Source organism: Novosphingobium sp. Chol11 (assembly GCF_900218065.1).
GTDB lineage: Bacteria > Pseudomonadota > Alphaproteobacteria > Sphingomonadales > Sphingomonadaceae > Sphingobium > Sphingobium agri.
In genome coordinates, this window is record NZ_OBMU01000001.1 from 1,315,261 (window position 1) to 1,337,218 (window position 21,958).

The following is a 21,958-nucleotide window of genomic DNA, read 5'->3' on the forward strand; positions in this document are numbered from 1 at the left end:
TGTCAGGCGCCCGATTTCAGGCGCCGGTCCCTGTTCATGTCGATATGAAGAAGGTGCGCCACCCGGATGAGCAGCGCACCTTCCTGAGCTTAGGCCTTGGTCGCGAGATAGCTCAGCCAGAGGTCGGCGATCTTCTTGCGCGTGCCGGCCTGCACCGACTGCAACGCCGCCTTCGCCGATGCCACATCACCGCCCAGGGCCTTGGCGATGCCAAGACGCGTATTCACCTCGTCCGCATCGACGCCGCCCTTCTGCTTGGCGAGTTCGAACATGGCCGCCGCCTTGGCATAGTCGCCATAGCCGAGATAAGCGTCAGCGGTCGCCGCTGCGATCTTGCCATTGGCCGCCTTGCGGGCATCGGCCTCGGCCGAAGCGAGCGACGCCTTGTCACCGGCGATCTTCGGTGCCGCCGTCTGATAGAGATCGGCGCCCGACGTGCCCTTCAGCACACCCTTGGCCCGGCCCTGGTCGATCGCGGATTTCACCTCGCCATAGATGCCAGTCTTGGACGCCATTTCCCCATATTCAAGGAAGTCGCCAGCAACCACCAGGCCGCCCGAGGCCGCCATCAGACGCAGAACGTCCAGATTTTCGCGGTTGGTGATATTCGGGTTCGCTTGCTGGAAAAGGCGGACGAGGGTGCGGAGGTTTTCCCCGTTGGGAGCCGCCTGGTACGCCAATGTCGCCCATTCGGTCACTTCGGGCAGGCGCGATGCGGCGGCCCGGCTCACACCGATCTGATACCACTGCGCGGGCACCTGGCCGCCAGCAGCCTTCGTCGCGTCGGCAGCAGCTTTCAGCGCGGCAAGGCCCTTCTGATTGAGACCGCGCGCAGGTTCAGCGCCGGCATTGGCCGTTCCCGCCTTGCCGAAATAGGCCTGTGCCAGCGTCGCATTGATGGACTCGGGCTTGTAGTTTGCCTGAATGGCCGCCTGAGCCCGCTGGATCGCCAGATCGTAATTCTTCGCCTGAAGCGCCTGATCGGCGGCAACCGCGTTGAACTGGCCGACCTGTTCTGCTGGGGTAAGGCCGCTGTCGAGCATCTGCGCCAGCGCCTCGCCCTGCATCGCGCTGTCCTTGGCGGCGATGGAGGTGTTCAGCTTGATGGCGCCGATCTGATATTTGTCGTCGTTCGACTTGGCCTTGCTGTCCGCATCCGCCAGCGCCGCCTTGGCTCCTGCGAAGTCGTTCTTCTGCGCTGCCGCCTGCGCCGTCTGCAGAGCCTTTATGACGTCGGGAGAAACATTCAGCTTGGGCGCGCCGCCCTTCTTGTCTTCCTTCTTCGCGGCCATCGCGGGCGCGGAAATGGCGCCTCCGGTCACCGCAAGGGCCAGCGCGAGCGCCACGGGGGATACAAAACGCATGATCATCTTCTCCTCTGTGCGCCCTGGGGGAAAGGCGCCCCTTGATTGAGCGCCGTTTAGGGGACGGCGCGTGAATGACGTTTGAACATCGTATATGCAGCAGTTATCCGCCTGTCAGCCCTTTCTTGCAGCTTGATCTGACGCGAGCGCGCGTGCGCGCGAGGGGTGACAGATTTGTTTCGCTCCGCTAGTGCATGAGCAACGAAACAGTTCCATCCAAAAAGAGAATCGCATTGACCGACGAGACCGCCCTCGCCGACCCTTCGGACATCAGCCCCATCTCCATCGTGGAGGAGATGAAGGCAAGCTATCTCGACTATGCCATGTCGGTCATCGTCGCCCGCGCCCTGCCGGACGTGCGCGACGGGTTGAAGCCGGTGCACCGCCGTATCCTCTTTTCGGCCCATGAATCGGGCTTCACTTACAACAAGCCCTATCGCAAGTCGGCGCGCATCGTCGGTGACGTGATCGGTAAATATCACCCCCATGGCGACAGCCCGATCTACGACGCCTTGGCGCGCATGACCCAGGATTGGGCGATGCGGGTCCCTTTGATCGATGGTCAGGGGAACTTCGGTTCAATGGATCCCGATCCGCCGGCGGCGATGCGCTACACCGAAGCGCGCCTGGCCAAGGTCACGAATGCCCTGCTGGAGGATCTCGACAAGGACACGGTCGATTTCCAACCCAACTATGACGCTTCGGAAAGCGAGCCGCAGGTTCTGCCCGCGCGCTTTCCCAATCTGCTGGTCAACGGCTCGGGCGGCATCGCGGTTGGCATGGCGACCAATATCCCGCCGCACAATCTGGGCGAAGTGGTCCGCGCCTGCCTTGCCTATATCGACAACCCCGCGATCACCATCGACGAACTGATTCAGATCGTCCCCGGCCCCGATTTCCCGACCGCGCCGCTGATCCTCGGCCAGTCGGGTGCCCGCAGCGCCTATCACACCGGGCGCGGATCCATCATGATGCGCTCGCGCCACGTGATCGAGGAAGGACGCGGCGACCGTCGCTCCATCGTCCTCACCGCCATTCCCTATCAGGTCGGCAAGAATGGCCTGGTTGAAAAGATCGCCGAAGCCGCCAAGGACAAGCGGATCGAGGGCATCAGCGACATTCGCGATGAATCCAATCGCGAAGGCGTCCGCATCGTCATGGACCTGAAGCGGGATGCGACGCCAGAGGTCGTGCTCAACCAGCTGTGGCGCAACACTCCCGCGCAGTCGAGCTTCCCGGCCAACATGCTCGCCATTCGAGGCGGCCGTCCCGAACTTCTCAACATCCGCGATATCATCGAAGCCTTCGTCAAGTTTCGCGAAGAGGTCATCACCCGCCGTACGAAGTACGAACTCAACAAGGCCCGCGACCGCGCGCATATCTTGCTGGGCCTCGTCATCGCGGTCACCAACCTCGATGAAGTCGTTCGCACCATCCGTGGATCGGCCAGTCCGGCCGAGGCGCGCGAAACGCTGCTGGCCCGCGAATGGCCGGTCGCTGAAATCGCGCCCTATCTGCGCCTCGTCGAAGCGATCGAGACAGAGGCGACCGGCGACACCTACCGTTTGTCCGACGTTCAGGTTCGCGCCATCCTGGACCTGCGACTCCACCGCCTGACCGCGCTTGGCCGCGACGAGATCGGCAACGAACTGGCCGAACTGGCCGCTGCCATCGCCGAATATCTCGAAATCCTGGGCAACCGGCAGAAACTCTACGCGGTGATGCGCGAGGAGTTCGAGGCGATCGAGCGCGACTTCGCCACGCCCCGCATCTCCGAAATCACCGCCGCCGCCGACGGCATCGAGGATGAAGACCTGATCGAGCGCGAGGAGATGGTCGTCACCGTCACCGTGCAGGGCTATATCAAGCGCACCCCGCTCGAAAGCTTCCGCGCCCAGGCGCGCGGCGGCAAGGGCCGGTCCGGCATGGCGACCAAGGATGAGGATGCGATCACCGAACTGTTCGTGACCTCAACGCACACGCCGGTCCTCTTCTTCTCCACCGCAGGCAAGGTCTATCGCCTCAAGGTCTGGCGCCTTCCAGAAGGTGGCCCCGCGACGCGCGGCCGCCCGATGGTGAACCTCCTGCCGCTCGGTCCGGGCGAAACGATCCAGACCGTGCTGCCGCTGCCCGAGGATGAGGATAGCTGGAAGGACCTGCACGTCATGTTCGCCACCGCGAACGGCACGGTCCGCCGCAACAGCATGGACGCCTTCGCCAACGTGCCGAGCAACGGCAAGATCGCGATGCGCTTCGATGAGGGCAGCGACGATTGCCTGATCGGCGTCGCATTGCTGAGCGAAGAGGATGACGTCTTGCTCGCCACCCGCCAGGGCAAGGCGATCCGCTTCAAGGCGACCGACGTGCGCGAGTTTCAGAGCCGTACGTCTACCGGCGTACGCGGCATGACGCTGAAGGGCGATGATGAAGTCATCTCGCTCTCCATCCTCCACCGCGCCGGGACGACGCAGGAGGAGCGCGAAGACTATCTGCGTTTCGCCCCGTGGAAGCCGGAGAAGGAAGGCTCCCCCCAGATGAGCGAGGAGCGCTTCGCCGAGCTACAGGGCAAGGAGCAGTTCATCCTCACCGTCTGCTCCAACGGCTACGGCAAGCTGTCGTCGGCCTATGACTATCGCCGCACCGGACGTGGCGGCCAAGGCATCACAAACATCGACAATATCGGCCGCAACGGCCCGGTGGTGGCGAGCTTCCCCGCGCGTCATGGCGATCATCTGATGCTGGTAACCGACCAGGCCAAGCTGATCCGCATGGGCCTCGATACCCTGCGCGTCATCGGCCGCAATTCGGCAGGCGTGCGCCTCTTCAATGTGTCCGACGACGAACATGTCGTCAGCGCCGCGAAGATCGAGGAAAGCGACGAGGAAACGGAAATCAGCACCCCTGCTGGCATGGAAGTCTCGCCCGAAGTCAGCCCCGAAGCCGACCCGGACCTCACCGACGAGTGACGGAGCTCTTCGCCTATAAAATCCTGACCAAGGATCAGTATGACCAGCTAAAGACCGACGGCGTGTTCAAGGGCGCGCCCGTCGATCTCGCTGACGGCTACATCCACCTGTCCACCCGCGAACAGGCGGCTGAAACCGCCGCCAAGCATTTCGCGGGTCAGGACCATCTGGTGATGCTGATGATCGACCTCGCCCCCTTCGGCGATGCGCTCAAATGGGAAGAATCACGGGGCGGCGCGCTCTTCCCACACCTCTACGCCGACCTGCCCGTCAGCGCGGTCGCGGGAAAGGTCGTCCTGCGCCTGGATGAACAGGGCAAGCATCTCTTTCCTGCAGGGTTCTGACGTGCCACAATGTGGTCGTTTGATCGCGATAGATCATCCGGCTCTATGAGCGACGTTCCACAAGCCGCTCGCCTGCTGGTATATTTCACTCTCCTAAATCACGACGAGCGAGAGATCCAAAATCAACTTAAGTCCTAGGCCGTTTGCGAAACGGACAACTCCCTCGCTCTTCTCATGCGCACCACCTTCCCGCCGCTCACCCAATAATCAAATCCGCCCCACCTGATCCGCCGTGATCCAGCCGCCGCGAGTTGCATCCCCCAATGCGCCCAGCACACGGCAAAAGGCGCCAGCGCATCCCACCAGAGCGAACGCTGCGCCGCCCGCGCCTGGTCCGGCTCCAATACTCCCGCGATGATCCGCCGCCGAACCGACGCCCGCCCAGCCGCGGCCGCATAGCCAATGGCCAGAGCGCCCCAACCACCCCAGCACATCGCCCAAACCCAGCCCAAAGCTTGCGCGCCAACCACCAGAGCAGCAATGCCCCACATCCCCACGCTGTTCGTCACGATATGCCGGTACTGCCGCACGCCGAACGCAATCGCCCCGCCTCCCTCCAGCGGCGATGCCACCAGCAAATCCCGCACCGGCCGCAACCGCAGCTTCGCGCGCCATCCCGCAAGGCCGATCGCCATATCATCCGACAACCGCCCCGCCAGCGCCGCGTCTAGGTCGAGCCGCTCCGCCACCTCACGCGTCAACGCCATCGCTCCGCCCCAGGGCATGGTCGCACTCGCAGCCCGTGGCAATGTCGCCAACTGCATCTCCACAGCCCCAACCAGCGCCGCCGCGGGCCGCGCCTCAGGCAACAGCAGCCGATAGCCGGTCACGATGTCCGCCTTCCCCCGCACCAAGGGAAACAGCAACCGCCCCACCAACCGGGCAGGCGGCTCGATATCCGCATCCACGAACACCAAATAGCGGTCCTCCGGCCGCAAAGCCCGCAAAGCCGCCCGCAATTTATGAACCTTCTGCCCCTCATCCACCGCTACACCCGCGCGGACAAGCTGCACCCAATCCCCCTCCCGCGCCGCCAAAGCTTCCGCCGCTGCGCACCCGCCGCTCGACGCGATCACCAACCTGAACCGCGCCGTCTGCGCCTTCAACCGGGCGATCAGTTCCGCCCCGCCATCCCAATCATCCCGCACCGACAGCAGGACGACCACGCCCTCAGGCGCTTCCTCCTTCCGGTCCACTGGAAGATGCCGCCAATAGTTCAGCACGCCCAGCAGCGTCAGCCCCTGCAGCACCGCCCATGCCCAAAAGGCCCAACCCATCGTAAATCCAAGCCCTTTACCGCCCCGACCGCTGCTGTATGACGCTTGGCAAGATGCTCTCCAACCCTTTTCTCTTCACCCTCCTGCGCATTCTCCCGGCGTCGGTCGCCTCATGGCTTGGTGGCTGGCTGTCCGCGAATGTCGCGCGCAGGAACATGAAGCTGCGAGACCAGCGCGCCCGCGCCAACCTCGCCATCCTGCGCCCCGATCTGGATGAAGCCACGCGTGAGGAAATGCTCACTCGCCGTTGGATCAATCTCGGCCGCACCATGGCCGAACTCACCAACATCGACCGGCTGATCGAAAACGATCATATCACGGTCGAAGACGCCAAAGGTTATGACGAGGTCCTCGCCGGTCCCGGCCCCATGATCGCGCTCGCGGTGCACATCGGCAATTGGGACCTGCTCGCCGCCCATATCAAGGCTTCGACCGACCGCCCCGGTCTCGGCGTCTATGACCCGCCGCAAGATCCGGGGCAGGCCGCCATGCTGAAACGTGCCCGCAGCTCTTATATGGGGGAGGCGATCACCGGCGACGGCGCCGCGCGTGGCATCCTGAAGCATTTGACGACCAAGGACCGCGCCACCCTCTACATCCTGCTGGACGAGCGCCGCGATCGTCAGGTCTGGTTCCCCCGCTTCGGCCGCGACTTGCCGCCGTCCGGCAATCTTTCCGTCGCGCTGCGCCTAGGCCGCAAAGTCGGTGCGAAGTTCCTCCCCTTCTACCTGATCCGAACCACCGGGCCCAATTTCCGCGTCCACTGGCACCCGCCGCTCGACCCCGCGCAACTCACCGACGACCAGATCATGGATCAGGTCGACGCGTTCCTCGGCAAAGCCTGTATCGACCATGCCGACCAATGGCTGGCGCTCCACGATATGGATTTGACGGTCTGATCCTCCCGTTCGGGCTGAGCGCATGAGGATCAAACCGGTTCTCTCCCAACCCAACAGCCGCTAAAGCCCCCAAATGCCCCGACTCGCCATCAAGATTTGCGGCCTTTCCACGCCCGACACGATCGGCGCAGCCGTTCGGGCAGGCGCCACCCGTCTGGGCTTCGTCCATTTCGCCAAGAGCCCCCGCCATGTCGAGGCCGACCAGTTGCGCGCTCTGGCCTCAACCGTCCCCGCCCATGTCGAGCGCGTAGCTGTCCTGGTCGATCCTACAGACGAAACGCTTGCTGAACTCGCCGCAACCAAGACTCTCACCGCCCTCCAACTTCACGGCAAGGAAAGCCCCGAACGCGCCGCCGCTATCGCTAAGCGCTTCGACCTCCCCGTCTGGAAAGCCATTTCCGTCAAGACCCGCGCGGACATCGATGCTGCGAAAGCCTATGCCGGTGCGGCCGACTTCCTCCTGTTCGACGCGAAAACGCCCGATGGCGCGGCGCTCCCCGGTGGAATGGGGCTCCGCTTCGACTGGACCCTGCTGCGCGGCGTCCCCATATCCATGCCCTGGGGCCTTTCAGGAGGTCTCGGCATCGACAATGTCGCCGAAGCGATCCGCATCACCGGCGCACCGATGATCGACGTTTCTTCCGGCGTGGAAAGCGCGCCGGGCATCAAGAGTGTGGACAAGATCATGGCCTTCTGCAAAGCGGCACAGCAATCATGACCATCAGCAACTCCCTCCGCTCGCAACCGGACGCATCCGGTCATTTCGGGTCTTTCGGCGGCCGCTATGTCGCCGAAACGCTGATGCCGCTCATCCTGGAGCTGGAAAAAGTCTACAAGGAAGCAAAGCAGGACCCGACTTTCGAAGCCGAGTTCGAAGAGTTGCTGCGAAGCTATGTCGGCCGGCCCAACCCGCTTTACTATGCAGGCCGCCTCACCGAAGCGCTGCGCGCCGATTCCCCAGATGGTAAGGGCGCAAAAATCTACCTGAAGCGCGAGGAATTGAACCACACCGGCGCGCACAAGATCAACAATTGCATCGGCCAGGCTCTGCTTGCCCGCCGCATGGGCAAGAAGAAGGTCATCGCCGAAACGGGTGCGGGCCAGCATGGCGTCGCCACGGCCACCGTCGCCGCCCTGTTCGGCATGGAATGCAAGATCTTCATGGGCGCGAAGGATGTCGAGCGGCAAAAGCCCAACGTCTTCCGCATGAAGCTGCTGGGCGCGGAAGTCATTCCCGTCGTGTCAGGCTCGCAAACGCTGAAAGATGCGATGAACGACGCCTTGCGTCATTGGGTCTCGAACGTCCACGACACCTTCTACATCATCGGCACTGCTGCCGGGCCGCACCCCTATCCTGAACTGGTCCGCGACTTTCAGTCGGTGATCGGCAAGGAAGCGCGCCAGCAGATCGTCGAAATCGAAGGCCGCCTGCCTGACCTGCTGATCGCCCCGGTCGGCGGCGGCTCCAACGCCATTGGTCTTTTCCACCCCTTCCTTGACGATGTGGACGTCAAGATGATCGGCGTGGAAGCAGCGGGCGAGGGCCTCACCGGCAAGCATGCCGCCTCGCTTGCGGGCGGCGCGTCCGGCATCCTCCACGGCAACCGGACCTATCTGCTTCAGGACGAAGACGGCCAGATCACCGAAGCGCACAGCATTTCGGCCGGGCTCGACTATCCCGGCATCGGCCCTGAACATAGCTGGCTGCATGAGATCGGCCGCGTTCAATATATGCCGATCACCGATGACGAAGCGCTCGCCAGCTTCCAGAAGCTTGCGGCTCTCGAAGGCATCATCCCGGCCCTGGAATCCGCCCACGCCATCGCCAGCGCGGAAAAGGTTGCCCCCACGATGGACGCGGACCAGATCATCGTCGTCAATCTCTCCGGACGGGGCGACAAGGACATATTCACCGTCGCCGACGCGCTGGGAGTGGAGATGTGATGCCCTTCCGCGCACTCCGTGCTCCTGCGAAGGCAGGAGCCCAGTCCCGCCGTCCGATCTGGATTCCTGCCTGCGCAGGAACACGCCCGCGCAGGGATTACTGATGACTGACCGCCTCGCCACCCGCTTCGCCGCCTGCAAGGAAGCAGGGCGCGCCGCCCTCGTCACCTTCGTGACCGCGGGCGACCCGACCGTTACTGCTACTCCGGCGATTCTCGACGCCCTTGTTGCTGGCGGCGCCGACATCATCGAACTCGGCATGCCCTTCACCGATCCGATGGCGGACGGCCCCGCGATCGAATTGGCAAATCTGCGCAGCCTTGGCTCGGGTACGAAGACCAAGGACATCTTCCATCTCGCCACCACTTTCCGCGCGCGGCACCCCCATACGCCGCTGGTGCTGATGGGCTACGCCAATCCGATGCTGATCCGTGGCTCCGAATGGTTTGCGAACCAGTGCCGTGAAGCAGGCATCGATGGCGTCATCTGTGTCGATACGCCCCCCGAAGAGGACGCCGAAATCGGCCCTGCCCTGCGCGCGGCAGGCGTTCACCTCATACGCCTCGCGACACCCACGACCGATGCCGCGCGCCTTCCGACCGTGCTCGATGGCGCCAGCGGATTCCTCTACCATGTCGCCGTTGCGGGCGTGACCGGCAAACAGCAGGCAGCCCAAACCGCCGTCGAACAGGCCGTGGAAAAGCTGAAGGCCGCGACGGACCTTCCCATCGCCGTCGGCTTCGGCGTTCGCTCCGCCGAGCAGGCCGCCGCGATCGGCCGTGTCGCTGACGGCGTGGTCGTCGGATCGGCCATTGTCGACATCATCGGCTCGCATGGCGACGCCGCCGCCCCCTTCGTTCAGGAGTTCGTCGCCACCTTGAGCGGCGCTCTCAAAGCCAACAGCCCCCACTTTCGGGAGACCGCCGCATGAGTTGGATCAACCGCGTCCGCAACGCCGTCCCCTTCCTTGCCAAAAAGGAAAGCACGGCCGAGACGCTGTGGCACAAATGCCCGTCCTGCACGGAAATGATCTTCATCAAGGAGTGGGAGGACAATCTGTCCGTCTGCCCGCGCTGTGACCATCATGGCCGCATCGGCCCGTCCGAGCGGTTCGAGCAGATCCTCGACGCAGGCTTCATCCTGCTGCCGACCCCCCCGGTTCAGGAAGACCCGCTAAAGTTTCGCGATTCCAAGCGCTATCCTGACCGCATGAAGGCCGCCCGTGCCCAGACCGGAGATCAGGACGCCCTCATCAACGCGCGCGGCGCGATCGACGACGTTCCGCTGGTCATGGGCGTGCAGAATTTCGCCTTCATGGGTGGCTCCATGGGCATGGGCGTGGGCGCGGCATTCATCCAGGGCGTGAACGAAGCCATCGGCCATAAATGCCCTTATGTCATCTTCACCGCAGCAGGCGGCGCGCGCATGCAGGAAGGGATACTGTCCCTCATGCAGATGCCGCGGTCGACCGTCGCGATTCAGAAACTGCATGCGGCGGGCCTCCCCTATATCGTCGTCCTCACCGATCCGACGACGGGCGGCGTGACCGCCAGCTATGCGATGCTAGGTGACGTCCAGATCGCCGAGCCTAACGCCCTTATCGGCTTCGCGGGCCAGCGCGTCATCGAAAGCACGATCCGCGAAAAGCTGCCCGACGGTTTCCAGCGCGCTGAATATCTGCTGGAACATGGCATGCTCGACATGGTTGTTCACCGTAGCGAATTGCGCGACACGCTCGCACGGGTGATCGGCTACCTCGCTCCCCGCGCGGCCGCCTGACGCCACCGCGCGAGGGATTTAGGGCCATGCCCGACCACGCCATTTCCGATGATCCGGGCGTTCAGGCTCAACTGGACCGGCTCGCCACGCTCTCGCCTGGCGCAGACACGCTTGGCCTCGACCGCATCACCCGCCTGCTCGACCGGCTGCGTGACCCCCATCGCGCGCTGCCGCCAGTGTTCCATGTCGCGGGCACCAACGGCAAAGGCTCGACCTGTGCTTTCCTGCGCGCGGCTCTGGAAGCGGACGGCAGGAGCGTTCACGTCTTCACCTCGCCCCATCTCGTCCGCTTCAACGAACGCATCCGCCTCAATGGCCAGCTGATCAGCGACGAAGCGCTCGCCCACTATCTTTCTCGCGTGCTGGACGTTGCGGAGGGTATCAACGCGAGCTTCTTCGAAGTCACAACCGCCGCCGCCTTCCTCGCCTTCGCCGAACATCCCGCCGACGCCTGCATCATCGAAGTGGGGCTCGGCGGACGGCTCGACGCCACCAACATCATCGAGAATCCCGCCGTCTGCGGCATCGCCCAGCTCGGCCTCGATCATCAGGCCTTCCTCGGCGACAATCTTCGCGCGATTGCCACGGAAAAGGCAGGCATCGCCAAACCCCGTGCGCCCCTAGTCACGCAGCGCTACCCCGAATCGCTCGCTTCCGTGATGCGCGAAGCCGCCAACCGCGCCCGCACCGTCTGGCTCCCCATGGGCCAAAGCTGGGACGCCGCTAGCTATCGCGACCGCCTGCATTACCGCGATGAGCAAGGCCGCCTCGACACCCCGCTCCCCCGCCTCCCCGGCGCGCATCAGGTACAGAACGCCGCGCTCGCCTTCGCCATGCTCCGCCATCAAAGCGCCCTGCCCGTCAGCGAGGCCGCCCTGAAGGCCGCGCCCCTCTGGGCGCATTGGCCCGCGCGCCTCCAGCGCCTGGACGACGGTCCCCTGCTCGCCCCCCTCCCGCCTGGCAGCGAAGCCTGGCTCGACGGCGGCCATAACGCCGGAGCAGGCGAAGCAATCAGCGCCTTCTTCACCGCCGACCGGCTTGGCGGCCGCCAACTGCATCTCGTCATCGGGATGCTCGCCAACAAAGATGTGGACGCCTTCCTCGCTCCCTTCGCCGGGCGCATTGCACACATCCACGCGCTCCCCGTGCCGGGCCATGATCATCACCCCGCAAGCCGCTTCGCCGCGATTGCGGAGCAATGGGGCATAGGCTGCACGGCCCATGCAAGCCCCGCCGAAGCGATCCAGGCCGTCGCCACCACCAGCGGAGATCAAGCCCCGCTGCTCCTCATCGCCGGGTCGCTTTACCTGGCAGGCGAAATTTTGCGCCTGAACGAGCAGTTTCCTGACTGAATAGACTTGCGATTGACTCGCAATAGCGTAACCTGCGGTCCGTCACACAACGGATAAAGGTGCTCGCACATGGCCCATGGAGAGATCAGCCCTCTAGACCTGCCCCGCTCGATGCCGCACGGCTACGGCAACCGCCTCTTCCTTTACACGATGCGCCGCATGGCCAGCGCCGGGGTCAACGACGCCCATGCCGCGAACGCCATGCTGGGCGCATTCGGGCGCAGCTATCGCCGTCCGCTCGTCCTGATGCGCGCCATGATGCTGGAAGTCGCCCGCTGCGCCACCCGCCGGATATTGGTCGCGCCCTGTTGCTGCGCCCGGATGACCGCCGACGAAGCAACCCTCATGCAAGCGATCAGCACGGCGCTGCAGGACCCGCCTTCATCCTACGACCAGCTCGCCACGCTGCTTGGCACCGACGATGTGCTGGGCGCGCTCACCTGCCTGCAAGCCGTAGCCCAAGCGCACGGCGATCTCGGCCGCCCGCTGGACCTTTACGCAGGCGCCTGAGCCCCCTCATCCGTCGCCGCGCTGCCGACGCTCGCATCCACCAGCCCGCTGCGCATCATCAGCCAGAAAAGGATGATGCCCGGCAGCGCCAACACGGTCGTCAACAGGTAGAAGTCCACATAGCCGAACCGCTCGATCAGCGCTCCCGCCGTCGTCCCGGTCAGGAAGCGCCCAACGATGCTCGCCGCGGCCGAAATCATCGCATATTGGGCAGCGGTAAAGCGCAGGTCGCACAGCGCTGAGAAGTAAGCGACCACCGCAACGCCGCCGATCCCGCTCGCGAAATTCTCGAAGCCGATCGCGCCCGCCATGCCCAGATTGCTCTTGCCGGTCCCCGCCAGCAGCGCAAAGCTGAAGTTCGACACCGCCATCAGCACCAGGCTGATCAGCACCGACCGTTTCAACCCCAGCCGCGCATACAACACGCCGCCCACGAAAATCCCCGCCAGCAACGCCCAGAAGCCCACGCCCACATCGTAGATCGCGATCTCCTCATTGCTGTAGCCCAGATCGTTGAACAGCAGCCGGAACGTCAGGTTCGCCAGCGTGTCCCCGATCTTGTGCACGATGATGAACAGCAGGACGAGCAGCGCGCCCTTGCGCTTGAAGAAGTCGACGAAGGGCCCGACGATCGCCTGCACCAGCTCCCCGCCCGTCTTGCGCGAAGCAATCTCCCGATGCCGCTCGGGCTCGCCGACGACCAACGCCGCCAGCATCGCGGGCAGCGCGAACATGGAACAGACCAGATAAGCCAGCGTCCAGTCCCAATATTGCGCCACCACCAGCGCCAGCGCACCCGCCGCTGCCGCGCCGATCCGCCAGCCATATTGCGACATCCCCGCACCGATGCCCAATTGCTCGGGCCGCAGTATCTCGATCCGATAGCCATCGATGATGATGTCGAACGTCGCCCCCGCAATCCCCAGCAGGATCGCCGCCCGCACCGTGCCCATCAGGTCGTTCGCCGGATCGACAAAGGCGAGATTGACCACCGCTGCCATCACCAGCAGACCGGCCACCAGCATCCAGGACACGCGCTGCCCCAGCCGATGCAGCAGCGGCAGCTTCACCCCTTCGATCACCCATGCCCACAGCCATTTGAGGTTATAGGCGAGCAGCACCAGGCTGAACGCCGTGACGCTCTTCTTGTCGATCCCGTCCTGCGCCAGTCGTGACGCCAGGTTCGCGCCGATCATCGCAAAAGGAAAGCCCGAGGAAATCCCCAGGAAAAGCGCGGCGAGCGGCGCCTTCTCCACATAGGGTTTCACAGCATCCAGCCAACTTCTGGTGCCAACGGCAATGTCATTCATGAAAAGCTGCGCCCCCGAAGATGCTTATCCCGCCACCATATGGCCAATCATCGAAGAAACAAGCACAACGGCCCCTCCCTATCTCCCCTCACGCAGGCGGGAGGGCTGGGGGTGGGCCAGCGCAACGTAGATCGAGTGCAAAAGGTTGGCGCTTCGACGCCATCAACCCACCAACATCCACCCCACAAACCCGACCGCCACAATCCACACGATCACAACGAAGATCAAACCTGCCACAGACACAGGCTTGCGCCGCTCCACGGCCTTCATCCGAAGCTCAGCCATCACATCCGGAGGAACGAGCCTGACCGCAGCCATGATGCCCAACGGCACGATCACCAGATCATCAAGATAGCCAAGGACAGGAATGAAATCCGGAATGAGGTCGACCGGCGACAGGGCGTAAGCCGCGACAGCAGCCGCCAAAGCCTTCGCATACCAGGCAACCCGCGGATCGCGCGCAGCGAGCCAGAGGGCGATGATATCACGCTTGGTATTCCTCGCCCACGCCTTGAGCCTTGTCATCGCTGTCCGGGTCATCAGTGTAGAATGAGATAGCGTCACGATGCCCGCAACTGATCATTGCTCTAGTATCTATCCGTCATGCCAGCGAACGCTGGCATCTTTCGGGCGAGAGCCGAACCTAGCATCACAAAAATCTCAACACACGCCCATACATAAAGGGTGGATTGGGGACGGTCTGCTAAACCCGACGGCGTTGATGATAGCTGACATTGCCGACCTGCCCAGCAACCCACTAAGCTGAGCGCATGAACCTATTCTTTGCTGCTGTAGCCATCGCTCAAATCGTCGTCGTGGCAGCTATGCTGTTGCGCGGTCAGACTATCCGCGTGCCCATTGCGGGAGGAAAGGCGACGCAAATCAGTAGATCAGAAAGCGTCCTCGGTTTCTATGCTTTGGTGCTAGTCTGGGTAGCCCTATTTGCCTTTGTGGACTTTCTTATCTGGGCATAAGGCGCGGACGGCAGAATGTCCAAAAGTGGTCGCTTACCGCTAGGCAGCTTTCCAATCCTTAACCGGACCAGCGGGTTATCCCAGCACAGAGCCATTCTTGGGACGGGAGCGACGATGCCGGGTGGATTGCGGACCGCCGTGTTTTGAGCGCGACGACGCTGATAATCGACGTTGAACAGAGCGCGACAGAGCAATGGAGAAGCGGGTGGCGCGACTAAAACATACCATCAGAAACAGCACCGGTCAGCCGCAGTTTGTGAACTTCGAACTGTCTACACAGCGCTACCGGCTAGAACCGGGGCAAGAAATGCATTTCTATTATGAGTCAGATTTCCCTCGACCTAACGAGCCGCCGCTTATCACCGACTTTATCGACAATGACGGGATATTTGAAATCGTCATCTGGACCAACTTCGGTTCGGAGGAGGGGCCATTCTTGCACAATGGCGAGGAAGCGATGACCGATTGGGGGCCGCCAGACTGACCGTAAGCAAGCCGAAAATTCAGAGTCATTAGCGGCAAGAACTGGTCGTTAGCCGCCGTTGACACGCTGTTATGCGAGCGAAAGCTAGCATCTCCCTCAACAGCACTTACTCAGCCGCCGATCCCGAGCACAACGAAACCCGCTGCCCCACCCCCAACTCACCCCACATCATCAAACAAATGCAACCCCCGAGGCACCCGGGGACGATCGGCCCCAACCATCAAAGCCTCGATCACGCCGATCGAAGCCAGCAGTTCGCGCGGCAAATAGGGCTTGGCCAGGCATCCGACCGCCATCTCATGCGCGTCCACCGGGCAACTTCCACTGACGAACAGTACCGCCAAACCCTTGGCATAGGCATGCCGAGCGACGTCGATGCCGGTCTTGTCCCCGTGCAGGGTGATGTCGGCGATGACCAGATCGACCTCATCCTGCTCGATCACGCGGATGGCATGATCATAATCATCGACGGTCGCTGCAACGCGATATCCCGCTTGCTCCAGCACATGCTCATTGTCGAACGCGACCAGCGGCTCGTCTTCAACGACCAGCACGCTGCGGATCGCCTGTCCCTGCTGCCGTGGCTTTGAGTCCCCTTTGACTAGCCCGAAAAACATTTGCCGATCCGCCCCATATGCGCCATGCAACCGATCAAACGCGCAGCATCCCAAGGGAGTTGCGGCCGTTCCTCCGCATTGGGCGATGGCACGGCACCTTTCGTCATTTTCCGGTGCTTTCCATATGGGAAGCGCCGCCGCTTCGTTAAAGGAACCGAGCGTGGAGCCGCCGAAAAAATCAGGACCGCCGCGCAGGGCAGGACCGGGCGGACCCCGGCGCCCTTCGCAGGACAAGCCAGCTGGTACGCGTCCGGCTCGGCCCCCTTTCCGCAAGGCGAAGCCCGCTCCGGCCAAGCCTGCCAATCCCCACCCGGCTCGCACGGCTGCGGCCGCCAGCGGCAAGAATGAACCGCAACGCATCGCCAAGCTGCTTGCCCGCGCCGGCATAGCCTCGCGCCGCGAAGTCGAACGCATGATCGAGGAAGGCCGCGTCACCTTGGATGGCGAAGCTGTGTCCACGCCTGCAACCTTGCTGACCTCGCTCAACGGGGTCGCGGTGGACGGCACGCCAGTCGCTCAGCCTGCTCCGGCACGTCTCTTCCTCTTTCACAAACCTTCAGGCTATCTGACCACGGAACGTGATCCCCGCGGCCGCCCAACCATCTACGACCGCTTGCCCGCCGATCTGCCGCGCGTGATGCCCATCGGTCGCCTGGACATGACGACCGAAGGGCTGCTGCTCCTCACCACCGATGGCGAATTCAAGCGGCAGATGGAATTGCCCGCAACCGGCGTTCCCCGCACCTATCGCGCCCGCGCCTTCGGCGACATCAGCCAGGCTCAGCTTGAAGATCTGTTCGAAGGCATAGAGATTGACGGCATCCGCTACGGACAGATCGAGGCCAATCTGGAACGCCGCACCGGGCGCAACCAGTGGATCGAAATGACGCTGACGGAGGGCAAGAACCGCGAAGTCCGCCGCGTTCTGGAACATCTCGGACTTCAGGTGAACCGCCTCATCCGCACCAGCTATGGCCCCTTTCACCTCGGCGAACTGGCTTCGGGCGCGGTGGAAGAGGTACGGCAGCATGACCTCATCGTCTTCCGCAAAAGCCTGAAGACGCCCAAATCCTGATTTTCATCCCTTCGGGCTAATTTGCCGAAGCCCGCCCTTCTTCTGGAACGCCACCCATGAGAATCATCGCAGGCCACTGGAGAGGCCGCCCCCTCACCGCTCCCAAGGGCGACGCGACGCGCCCCACCGCCGATCGCACCCGCGAAACGCTCTTCTCCATGCTGCTGAGCCGGATCGGCTCCTTCGAAGGCTTGAATGTCGGTGATTTCTTCGCAGGGTCGGGAGCCTTGGGCTTTGAAGCCATGTCGCGGGGCGCAGCCACTTGTCTCTTCGTCGAACAGGATCGTGCAGCCTTGGACGCGATCCGCGCCAATGGCGAACGGCTCGGCGTCCGCCCGGAGATTCGCCAGAGCAGCGTCCTGTCCCTCGGCCCAGCCCCCAAGCCGCTCGACCTCATCTTCATGGACCCGCCCTACAATAGCGGCGCGGGCGCGGTAGCGCTCGACAAGCTCAGCCGCCTGGGATGGACCGGCCCCGCAACCTGGGTCAGCATCGAAACCGACCGCCGCGAGGATGTGGAAGTGAAGGGCTTCGTCGCGGACGCAATACGGGACATCGGCAAAGCCCGCTTGACCCTCCTCCGAGTGGCCTAACTCCCTCTCCCCTTCAGGGGTCGATGAGAGCCAGGTGACGCTCATCGAGGTTAGGGAGAGGGGAACGCCCCAAGCGCCCCCCGCTCCTCTCAATCAAGCAGCCTCAGCATCCTCATAAGCCTGCGCTTCCTTCCCAATCAGAATATCCGCCAGGAACCAGTAAGCCTTACCCCAGGCCTCCAGAACCGCGTCGGTGGCTACCTCAGCCCCCAGCACATCACGGATCGCGGGCAGCAGCGCCTCGGCGACCTTAGGATAATGTTCGGCCTTCACACCGGTTTCGACATGCCGCTGCACCATGCGCTCCACCGCGCCGGTCAGTGCCTGCAACTTGTCGATATTTTCCGCATATCCCAGGATAGCGGCTGCCAAACGCTTCGGCTGCTCGCCACTTTCCTGCGCTGCCTGGTCGAACATGTCCTTGATCGACGTATCCTGAAACAGCCGCTTATACATGGCTGTGGTGATCTCCACGCCATGGCTCCGAAGCGCGGGAGCGGTTGCCTTGACGATCGCGATGGTTTCAGCGCTGAGCTGGTTCATGATGCACCCCTTTGTGAGACTCGATAAAAGGTGCATTTACGTGACATGTTTAAACATGTAAACCAGCTACATGTTTGATCCTCAAATCTCTTTCAATTAACGCATTCCTTCATGCAATTGACTCGCCACACCGACTACGCCCTGCGCGTCCTCATTCATCTGGCAGTCACGCCCACCGGCCGCGCGACAATCCCCGAAGTCGCCGACGCCTACGCGTTGTCACGCAATCATTTGATGAAAGTCGTCCATCATCTCGGCCTCGGGGGCTTCATCATCACCCAGAGAGGAAGAGGCGGCGGCTTCACGCTCGCCCGCCCTCCCGAATTGATCAGTTTAGGCGAAGTCATTCGCCATACCGAAACCGACATGAACCTTGCCGATTGCGCCAACTGTGGCTTACGTTCGGCCTGTGGCCTTTCGGGCATATTGAAGGCCGCGACAGCCGCCTTCCTCGCCGTGCTCGATCAGCACAGTTTGGCCGACGCCGCTAAAGACAAGGCCGGGCTGGCGGCGCTCATCGCCGCGCTGCCCGCGCCCCTATCCCCAGTCAGCGATTCCTGCGCGCCTTCTTAGAACGCGGCGCTTCACCTGGATTGATGCAGCTATCCTGTACGGTTCGGCTGCACAGCGGATAGTCCTTTCCGCCAGGAGGCGGCGGCGTCATGTTCCCGCCCACCGTGACGGGATTTGCTGAGCTTCCTACCGGAGCCGCGGGATCTCTAGGCACTGCGGGTGAAGCTGGCGCCATGCCTGTAGCAGGCGGAACCTCTCCGGTAGGCTGACCCGCGTTCGGATCGGCAGCCGTTGCGGGTGTCGCTGAATCCGCCGGCATTGTGTCAGTTGCTGGAGGCTGAGCCGTATTGTCCGGCGCACCCTGGGCGATCGCAATGCCAGTAGCGCCGGTTGAAAAAGCCAGCAATGCCGCACCTGCAAGCATGATCGATTTCATCGGGTCGTCCTTTCCTGTTCTTCACCCCATTCTGCCTCTTGGCGGGTGAAGAACCAGATCGGTGACGCCAGCGTTCCATATCCGCGACGAACTGTTGTCCTGCTGCCACCAAATGAATGTAATCAATCCTCCGGGTAGCGCCCAACATGGGGAAGTTCATGTGCAGCGCCCATCCACGGCAATGCCTCTGCCCATTGCACGTGGATGACGGGAGGAACTAGAGAGGGGTCATCCAAAGTCGAAGTCTGGATATCGACCATCCCGGGAAAACTTTTCAAATTCCGGTAGAAAAGGCCGGTGCCGCAATTGCCGCAGAAGTGCCGTGTCGCGTCTTCAGAAGATCGGTACAGCCTCGGCTCGCCCACAACCTTCAGATTTGCTTCTGCAAAGAGCGCCCAACCAACCATGGGCGCTCCGGCACTGCGGCGGCAGTCGCTGCAATGGCAAATAGCGCTGTAGAATGGTTCTCCCTCTACCTCATAATGGATCGATCCACACTGGCATCGTCCCTTGGCCATGGCATTTCCCCTTGCATGATTCGCCTTTTGTTCTCATAGATCGATGGCTGCTGCAAGGGACTGCCCTTGCTCACCCTTCCCATGCTCCCTAGTTGTTGAACATGACCGTCCCCGTTCCCTCGCCCGATGATCCATCCTACCTTCAGGGCCTCAATGAACCTCAGCGGGAGGCTGTGCTTACGACCGAAGGGCCGGTCCTCGTGCTGGCAGGTGCAGGAACGGGCAAGACCGCCGCACTGACCGCGCGGCTTGCTCATCTTGTCGCTACGCGTCGTGCTTACCCGTCCGAAATTCTGGCGGTGACGTTCACCAACAAGGCCGCGAGAGAAATGCGCGAGCGCGTCGGACGCATGATAGGTCCTGCGGTCGAAGGGATGCCGTGGCTCGGGACCTTCCATGCAATCGCGGCGAAGATGCTGCGTCGGCACGCGGAATTGGTCGGGCTTCAGTCCAATTTCACCATCCTTGATACCGACGATCAACTCCGCCTGATGAAGCAATTGATCCAAGCCGAAGGCGTCGATGAAAAACGATGGCCCGCGCGGCAGTTGGGCGGCCTGATCGACCAATGGAAGAATAAGGGACTAACGCCGGAAGAAATTGGTGCCAGCGATAGCGAAGCTTATGCGAATGGAGGCGGCCAGAAGCTTTACGCAGCTTACCAGGCCCGGCTTCGTGACGTGAATGCCTGCGATTTTGGCGACCTGCTGCTCCACGTACTGACGATCCTGAAGCGCCATCGTGATGTGCTGGAAAGCTATCAGCAACGGTTCCGCTACATCATGGTCGATGAATATCAGGACACTAACAGCAGCCAATATCTGTGGCTCCGCCTGCTCGCTCAACAGCGCAAGAATATTTGCTGCGTGGGCGACGACGACCAGTCCATCTATTCGTGGCGAGGTGCCGAAGTCGCCAACATCCTGCGGTTCGAGAAAGATTTTCCCGGCGCCAAGATCGTTCGTCTGGAGCAGAATTACCGATCGACGCCTCATATTCTCGGCGCCGCTTCCGGAGTGATTGCCGAAAATGGCAACCGGTTGGGGAAGACGCTTTGGACCGATATCGACGTCGGAGAAAAGGTCCGTGTCATCGGCGTCTGGGACGGCCCAGAGGAAGCTCGCCGCGTAGGCGACGAGATCGAATCGCTGGAGCGTTCCGGGCGGTCGCTCGATGATGTGGCTATCCTAGTTCGCGCACAGCATCAGACTCGCGAGTTTGAAGACCGCTTCATCCAGATCGGCCTCGCCTATCGTATCGTGGGCGGATTCCGTTTCTACGAGCGTGCCGAGATCCGTGATGCACTTGCCTATCTGCGTCTTGTCAATCAACCGGCTGACGATTTGGCATTCGAGCGGATCGTCAACGTTCCCAAAAGAGGCTTGGGCGACAAGGCGGTGGAGAAGCTTCACCGACTGGCAAGGGCGGAAGGCATTCCTTTGGCGCTGGCGGCTGCGCGCATCCTGGACACCGATGAACTGACACCTCAGGCGCGTCGAAGCCTGGGATCTTTCATAGGAGACCTTGCATGTTGGCGTGACAGGGCGGCTCAGTTGCCCCATGCCGAACTGGCGCGCCAGATACTCGACGAAAGCGGTTATACGGCGATGCTTCAAGCGGAGCGTACAGCCGAAAGTGCGGGCCGCCTTGAAAACCTGAACGAGCTTACCCGCGCGATGGAGGAGTATGAAACGCTCGGCGCGTTTCTAGAGCATGTATCACTTGTCATGGACAATGATGCGCAAGCCGAAGAACGCAAGGTCACGATCATGACCATACACGCGGCAAAGGGGCTCGAGTTCGACACCGTATTTCTGGCAGGCTGGGAAGAAGGAATTTTCCCGTCCCAGCGCGCGCTCGACGAAGGCGGGCTCAACAGCCTCGAAGAGGAACGCCGGCTCGCCTATGTCGCGATCACGCGCGCTCGAAAGATGTGCATCATTCTGTATGCTGCCAACCGGCGTATATATGGCCAGTGGACCAGTTCTATCCCGTCCCGCTTCGTCGGCGAACTGCCGCCTGAGCATGTCGAGGAAGAAAGCAGCATGACTGGCGGAGCGTCATTATGGCGCGCTAACTGGTCTGAGCGTGCCGACCCCTTCTCCAATGTCCAACGTGGCAACGGCCGCGGCCCGGGTTGGCAACGTGCGCAACAAGGCGGTCAATTCAATCGCGAACCTGTTCGGATCGTGGAAGCCCGAGCATCTGCCATCTCACTCGGCAACAAGGGTCGGGATGACATGCAGTTGGGTTTACGCGTTTTTCATCAGAAATTCGGTTACGGAACCGTTGCCGAAATCGAGGGCAATAAGCTGGAAATCGACTTTGAGACAGCGGGCCGCAAGCGCGTCATGGACAGCTTTGTACAGCCCGCCTGACGTTGAGGGTTAGAGGTCCGGCACAGCAAATGCGGCCGCACGCACAGTCAATCGCCTGATCCCTGCCATCGGCTTACGAAAT

General features: G+C 62.4%; 22 protein-coding genes. 15 read left to right on the forward strand and 7 right to left on the reverse strand.

All coding sequences use genetic code 11. The annotated features are described in order from the left end of the window. Positions 1-89 precede the first annotated feature (89 nt). Entirely contained in the window at positions 90-1,370 is a 1,281-nt protein-coding gene (locus tag NCHOL11_RS06495) for a hypothetical protein (protein ID WP_097091582.1), read from the reverse strand. Between the two features lie 227 nt (positions 1,371-1,597). On the opposite strand from NCHOL11_RS06495, the gene gyrA reads away from it, so the two are divergent. Both gyrA and NCHOL11_RS06505 read left to right on the forward strand, forming a co-directional pair. Then, positions 1,598-4,330 carry a DNA gyrase subunit A gene (gene gyrA, locus NCHOL11_RS06500; protein ID WP_097092777.1) on the forward strand — a complete coding sequence of 911 codons (2,733 nt, stop codon included), beginning with the start codon at positions 1,598-1,600 and terminating at the stop codon, positions 4,328-4,330. Then, entirely contained in the window at positions 4,327-4,674 is a 348-nt protein-coding gene (locus tag NCHOL11_RS06505; protein ID WP_097091583.1) for a DUF952 domain-containing protein, read from the forward strand. Before gyrA ends, NCHOL11_RS06505 begins: the two co-directional genes overlap by 4 nt. 134 nt (positions 4,675-4,808) lie before the next feature. Here NCHOL11_RS06505 and NCHOL11_RS06510 read toward each other — a convergent pair whose 3' ends face one another. Beyond that, positions 4,809-5,951: a glycosyltransferase gene (locus tag NCHOL11_RS06510; protein ID WP_097091584.1), complete on the reverse strand. Its 1,143-nt coding sequence runs from the start codon at positions 5,949-5,951 to the stop codon at positions 4,809-4,811. Between the two features lie 53 nt (positions 5,952-6,004). Here NCHOL11_RS06510 and NCHOL11_RS06515 point away from each other — a divergent pair, with 53 nt between their 5' ends. The 7 genes from NCHOL11_RS06515 (at position 6,005) to NCHOL11_RS06545 (ending at position 12,435) form a co-directional block, all read left to right on the forward strand. Further along, positions 6,005-6,850 (forward strand): lysophospholipid acyltransferase family protein, encoded by an 846-nt coding sequence (locus NCHOL11_RS06515; protein WP_097092778.1) that lies wholly within the window; start codon positions 6,005-6,007, stop codon positions 6,848-6,850. A gap of 73 nt (positions 6,851-6,923) precedes the next feature. Continuing rightward, positions 6,924-7,568, forward strand: coding sequence for a phosphoribosylanthranilate isomerase (locus NCHOL11_RS06520; protein WP_097091585.1), 645 nt, complete (start codon positions 6,924-6,926; stop codon positions 7,566-7,568). Next, the gene (gene trpB, locus NCHOL11_RS06525; protein WP_097091586.1) at positions 7,565-8,794 is read left to right on the forward strand and encodes a tryptophan synthase subunit beta; all 1,230 of its coding nucleotides are present in this window, start codon (positions 7,565-7,567) and stop codon (positions 8,792-8,794) included. The genes NCHOL11_RS06520 and trpB overlap by 4 nt, the downstream gene beginning before the upstream one ends. A 103-nt stretch (positions 8,795-8,897) precedes the next feature. Beyond that, on the forward strand, positions 8,898-9,725 hold the full coding sequence (gene trpA / locus NCHOL11_RS06530; protein ID WP_097091587.1) for a tryptophan synthase subunit alpha: 828 nt from the start codon (positions 8,898-8,900) through the stop codon (positions 9,723-9,725). Beyond that, on the forward strand, positions 9,722-10,573 hold the full coding sequence (accD, locus tag NCHOL11_RS06535) for an acetyl-CoA carboxylase, carboxyltransferase subunit beta (protein WP_097091588.1): 852 nt from the start codon (positions 9,722-9,724) through the stop codon (positions 10,571-10,573). The genes trpA and accD overlap by 4 nt, the downstream gene beginning before the upstream one ends. A 26-nt stretch (positions 10,574-10,599) precedes the next feature. Next, positions 10,600-11,925, forward strand: a complete 1,326-nt coding sequence (locus tag NCHOL11_RS06540) for a bifunctional folylpolyglutamate synthase/dihydrofolate synthase (RefSeq protein WP_097091589.1) — start codon at positions 10,600-10,602, stop codon at positions 11,923-11,925. A gap of 69 nt (positions 11,926-11,994) precedes the next feature. Beyond that, complete coding sequence (locus tag NCHOL11_RS06545) at positions 11,995-12,435, forward strand: DUF6628 family protein (RefSeq protein ID WP_097091590.1); 441 nt, start codon at positions 11,995-11,997, stop codon at positions 12,433-12,435. Here the strand turns inward: NCHOL11_RS06545 and NCHOL11_RS06550 are convergent. Both NCHOL11_RS06550 and NCHOL11_RS06555 read right to left on the reverse strand, forming a co-directional pair. Further along, positions 12,420-13,745, reverse strand: a complete 1,326-nt coding sequence (locus NCHOL11_RS06550; protein WP_097091591.1) for an AmpG family muropeptide MFS transporter — start codon at positions 13,743-13,745, stop codon at positions 12,420-12,422. The genes NCHOL11_RS06545 and NCHOL11_RS06550 overlap by 16 nt on opposite strands. Positions 13,746-13,907: 162 nt before the next feature. Then, complete coding sequence (locus NCHOL11_RS06555) at positions 13,908-14,285, reverse strand: YkvA family protein (protein WP_217991045.1); 378 nt, start codon at positions 14,283-14,285, stop codon at positions 13,908-13,910. Positions 14,286-14,515: 230 nt separating this feature from the next. On the opposite strand from NCHOL11_RS06555, the gene NCHOL11_RS18345 reads away from it, so the two are divergent. Then, on the forward strand, positions 14,516-14,719 hold the full coding sequence (locus NCHOL11_RS18345) for a hypothetical protein (protein WP_097091593.1): 204 nt from the start codon (positions 14,516-14,518) through the stop codon (positions 14,717-14,719). Between the two features lie 193 nt (positions 14,720-14,912). Further along, positions 14,913-15,203, forward strand: a complete 291-nt coding sequence (locus NCHOL11_RS06565; RefSeq protein WP_097091594.1) for a hypothetical protein — start codon at positions 14,913-14,915, stop codon at positions 15,201-15,203. Positions 15,204-15,361: 158 nt separating this feature from the next. Here the strand turns inward: NCHOL11_RS06565 and NCHOL11_RS06570 are convergent, their stop codons facing one another. Beyond that, the gene (locus tag NCHOL11_RS06570; RefSeq protein ID WP_097091595.1) at positions 15,362-15,820 is read right to left on the reverse strand and encodes a response regulator; all 459 of its coding nucleotides are present in this window, start codon (positions 15,818-15,820) and stop codon (positions 15,362-15,364) included. Positions 15,821-15,980: 160 nt separating this feature from the next. Here NCHOL11_RS06570 and NCHOL11_RS06575 point away from each other — a divergent pair, with 160 nt between their 5' ends. Continuing rightward, positions 15,981-16,895 carry a pseudouridine synthase gene (locus NCHOL11_RS06575; protein ID WP_097092779.1) on the forward strand — a complete coding sequence of 305 codons (915 nt, stop codon included), beginning with the start codon at positions 15,981-15,983 and terminating at the stop codon, positions 16,893-16,895. 56 nt (positions 16,896-16,951) lie between these two features. Continuing rightward, positions 16,952-17,488 (forward strand): 16S rRNA (guanine(966)-N(2))-methyltransferase RsmD, encoded by a 537-nt coding sequence (rsmD, locus tag NCHOL11_RS06580; RefSeq protein WP_097091596.1) that lies wholly within the window; start codon positions 16,952-16,954, stop codon positions 17,486-17,488. Between the two features lie 93 nt (positions 17,489-17,581). Here the strand turns inward: rsmD and NCHOL11_RS06585 are convergent, their stop codons facing one another. Beyond that, positions 17,582-18,031: a globin domain-containing protein gene (locus tag NCHOL11_RS06585; RefSeq protein WP_441339473.1), complete on the reverse strand. Its 450-nt coding sequence runs from the start codon at positions 18,029-18,031 to the stop codon at positions 17,582-17,584. A 111-nt stretch (positions 18,032-18,142) separates the two neighbouring features. On the opposite strand from NCHOL11_RS06585, the gene NCHOL11_RS06590 reads away from it, so the two are divergent. Beyond that, entirely contained in the window at positions 18,143-18,604 is a 462-nt protein-coding gene (locus NCHOL11_RS06590) for an RrF2 family transcriptional regulator (RefSeq protein WP_097091597.1), read from the forward strand. A 498-nt stretch (positions 18,605-19,102) separates the two neighbouring features. Here NCHOL11_RS06590 and NCHOL11_RS06600 read toward each other — a convergent pair whose 3' ends face one another. After that, positions 19,103-19,498, reverse strand: a complete 396-nt coding sequence (locus NCHOL11_RS06600; protein ID WP_097091599.1) for a GFA family protein — start codon at positions 19,496-19,498, stop codon at positions 19,103-19,105. Between the two features lie 101 nt (positions 19,499-19,599). On the opposite strand from NCHOL11_RS06600, the gene NCHOL11_RS06605 reads away from it, so the two are divergent. Beyond that, on the forward strand, positions 19,600-21,876 hold the full coding sequence (locus NCHOL11_RS06605) for an ATP-dependent helicase (RefSeq protein ID WP_097091600.1): 2,277 nt from the start codon (positions 19,600-19,602) through the stop codon (positions 21,874-21,876). Positions 21,877-21,958: the final 82 nt, after the last annotated feature.

Bases quoted from the DNA above. Each gene is read 5' to 3' on its own strand.
- NCHOL11_RS06495 (WP_097091582.1), bottom strand. From the start codon at position 1,370: ATGATCATGCGTTTTGTATCCCCCGTGGCGCTCGCGCTGGCCCTTGCG.
- NCHOL11_RS06510 (WP_097091584.1), bottom strand. From the start codon at position 5,951: ATGGGTTGGGCCTTTTGGGCATGGGCGGTGCTGCAGGGGCTGACGCTG.
- NCHOL11_RS06515 (WP_097092778.1), top strand. From the start codon at position 6,005: ATGCTCTCCAACCCTTTTCTCTTCACCCTCCTGCGCATTCTCCCGGCG.
- NCHOL11_RS06520 (WP_097091585.1), top strand. From the start codon at position 6,924: ATGCCCCGACTCGCCATCAAGATTTGCGGCCTTTCCACGCCCGACACG.
- trpB (WP_097091586.1), top strand. From the start codon at position 7,565: ATGACCATCAGCAACTCCCTCCGCTCGCAACCGGACGCATCCGGTCAT.
- trpA (WP_097091587.1), top strand. From the start codon at position 8,898: ATGACTGACCGCCTCGCCACCCGCTTCGCCGCCTGCAAGGAAGCAGGG.
- accD (WP_097091588.1), top strand. From the start codon at position 9,722: ATGAGTTGGATCAACCGCGTCCGCAACGCCGTCCCCTTCCTTGCCAAA.
- NCHOL11_RS06540 (WP_097091589.1), top strand. From the start codon at position 10,600: ATGCCCGACCACGCCATTTCCGATGATCCGGGCGTTCAGGCTCAACTG.
- NCHOL11_RS06545 (WP_097091590.1), top strand. From the start codon at position 11,995: ATGGCCCATGGAGAGATCAGCCCTCTAGACCTGCCCCGCTCGATGCCG.
- NCHOL11_RS06550 (WP_097091591.1), bottom strand. From the start codon at position 13,745: ATGAATGACATTGCCGTTGGCACCAGAAGTTGGCTGGATGCTGTGAAA.
- NCHOL11_RS06555 (WP_217991045.1), bottom strand. From the start codon at position 14,285: ATGACCCGGACAGCGATGACAAGGCTCAAGGCGTGGGCGAGGAATACC.
- NCHOL11_RS18345 (WP_097091593.1), top strand. From the start codon at position 14,516: ATGAACCTATTCTTTGCTGCTGTAGCCATCGCTCAAATCGTCGTCGTG.
- NCHOL11_RS06565 (WP_097091594.1), top strand. From the start codon at position 14,913: ATGGAGAAGCGGGTGGCGCGACTAAAACATACCATCAGAAACAGCACC.
- NCHOL11_RS06570 (WP_097091595.1), bottom strand. From the start codon at position 15,820: ATGTTTTTCGGGCTAGTCAAAGGGGACTCAAAGCCACGGCAGCAGGGA.
- rsmD (WP_097091596.1), top strand. From the start codon at position 16,952: ATGAGAATCATCGCAGGCCACTGGAGAGGCCGCCCCCTCACCGCTCCC.
- NCHOL11_RS06585 (WP_441339473.1), bottom strand. From the start codon at position 18,031: ATGAACCAGCTCAGCGCTGAAACCATCGCGATCGTCAAGGCAACCGCT.
- NCHOL11_RS06590 (WP_097091597.1), top strand. From the start codon at position 18,143: ATGCAATTGACTCGCCACACCGACTACGCCCTGCGCGTCCTCATTCAT.
- NCHOL11_RS06600 (WP_097091599.1), bottom strand. From the start codon at position 19,498: ATGGCCAAGGGACGATGCCAGTGTGGATCGATCCATTATGAGGTAGAG.
- NCHOL11_RS06605 (WP_097091600.1), top strand. From the start codon at position 19,600: ATGACCGTCCCCGTTCCCTCGCCCGATGATCCATCCTACCTTCAGGGC.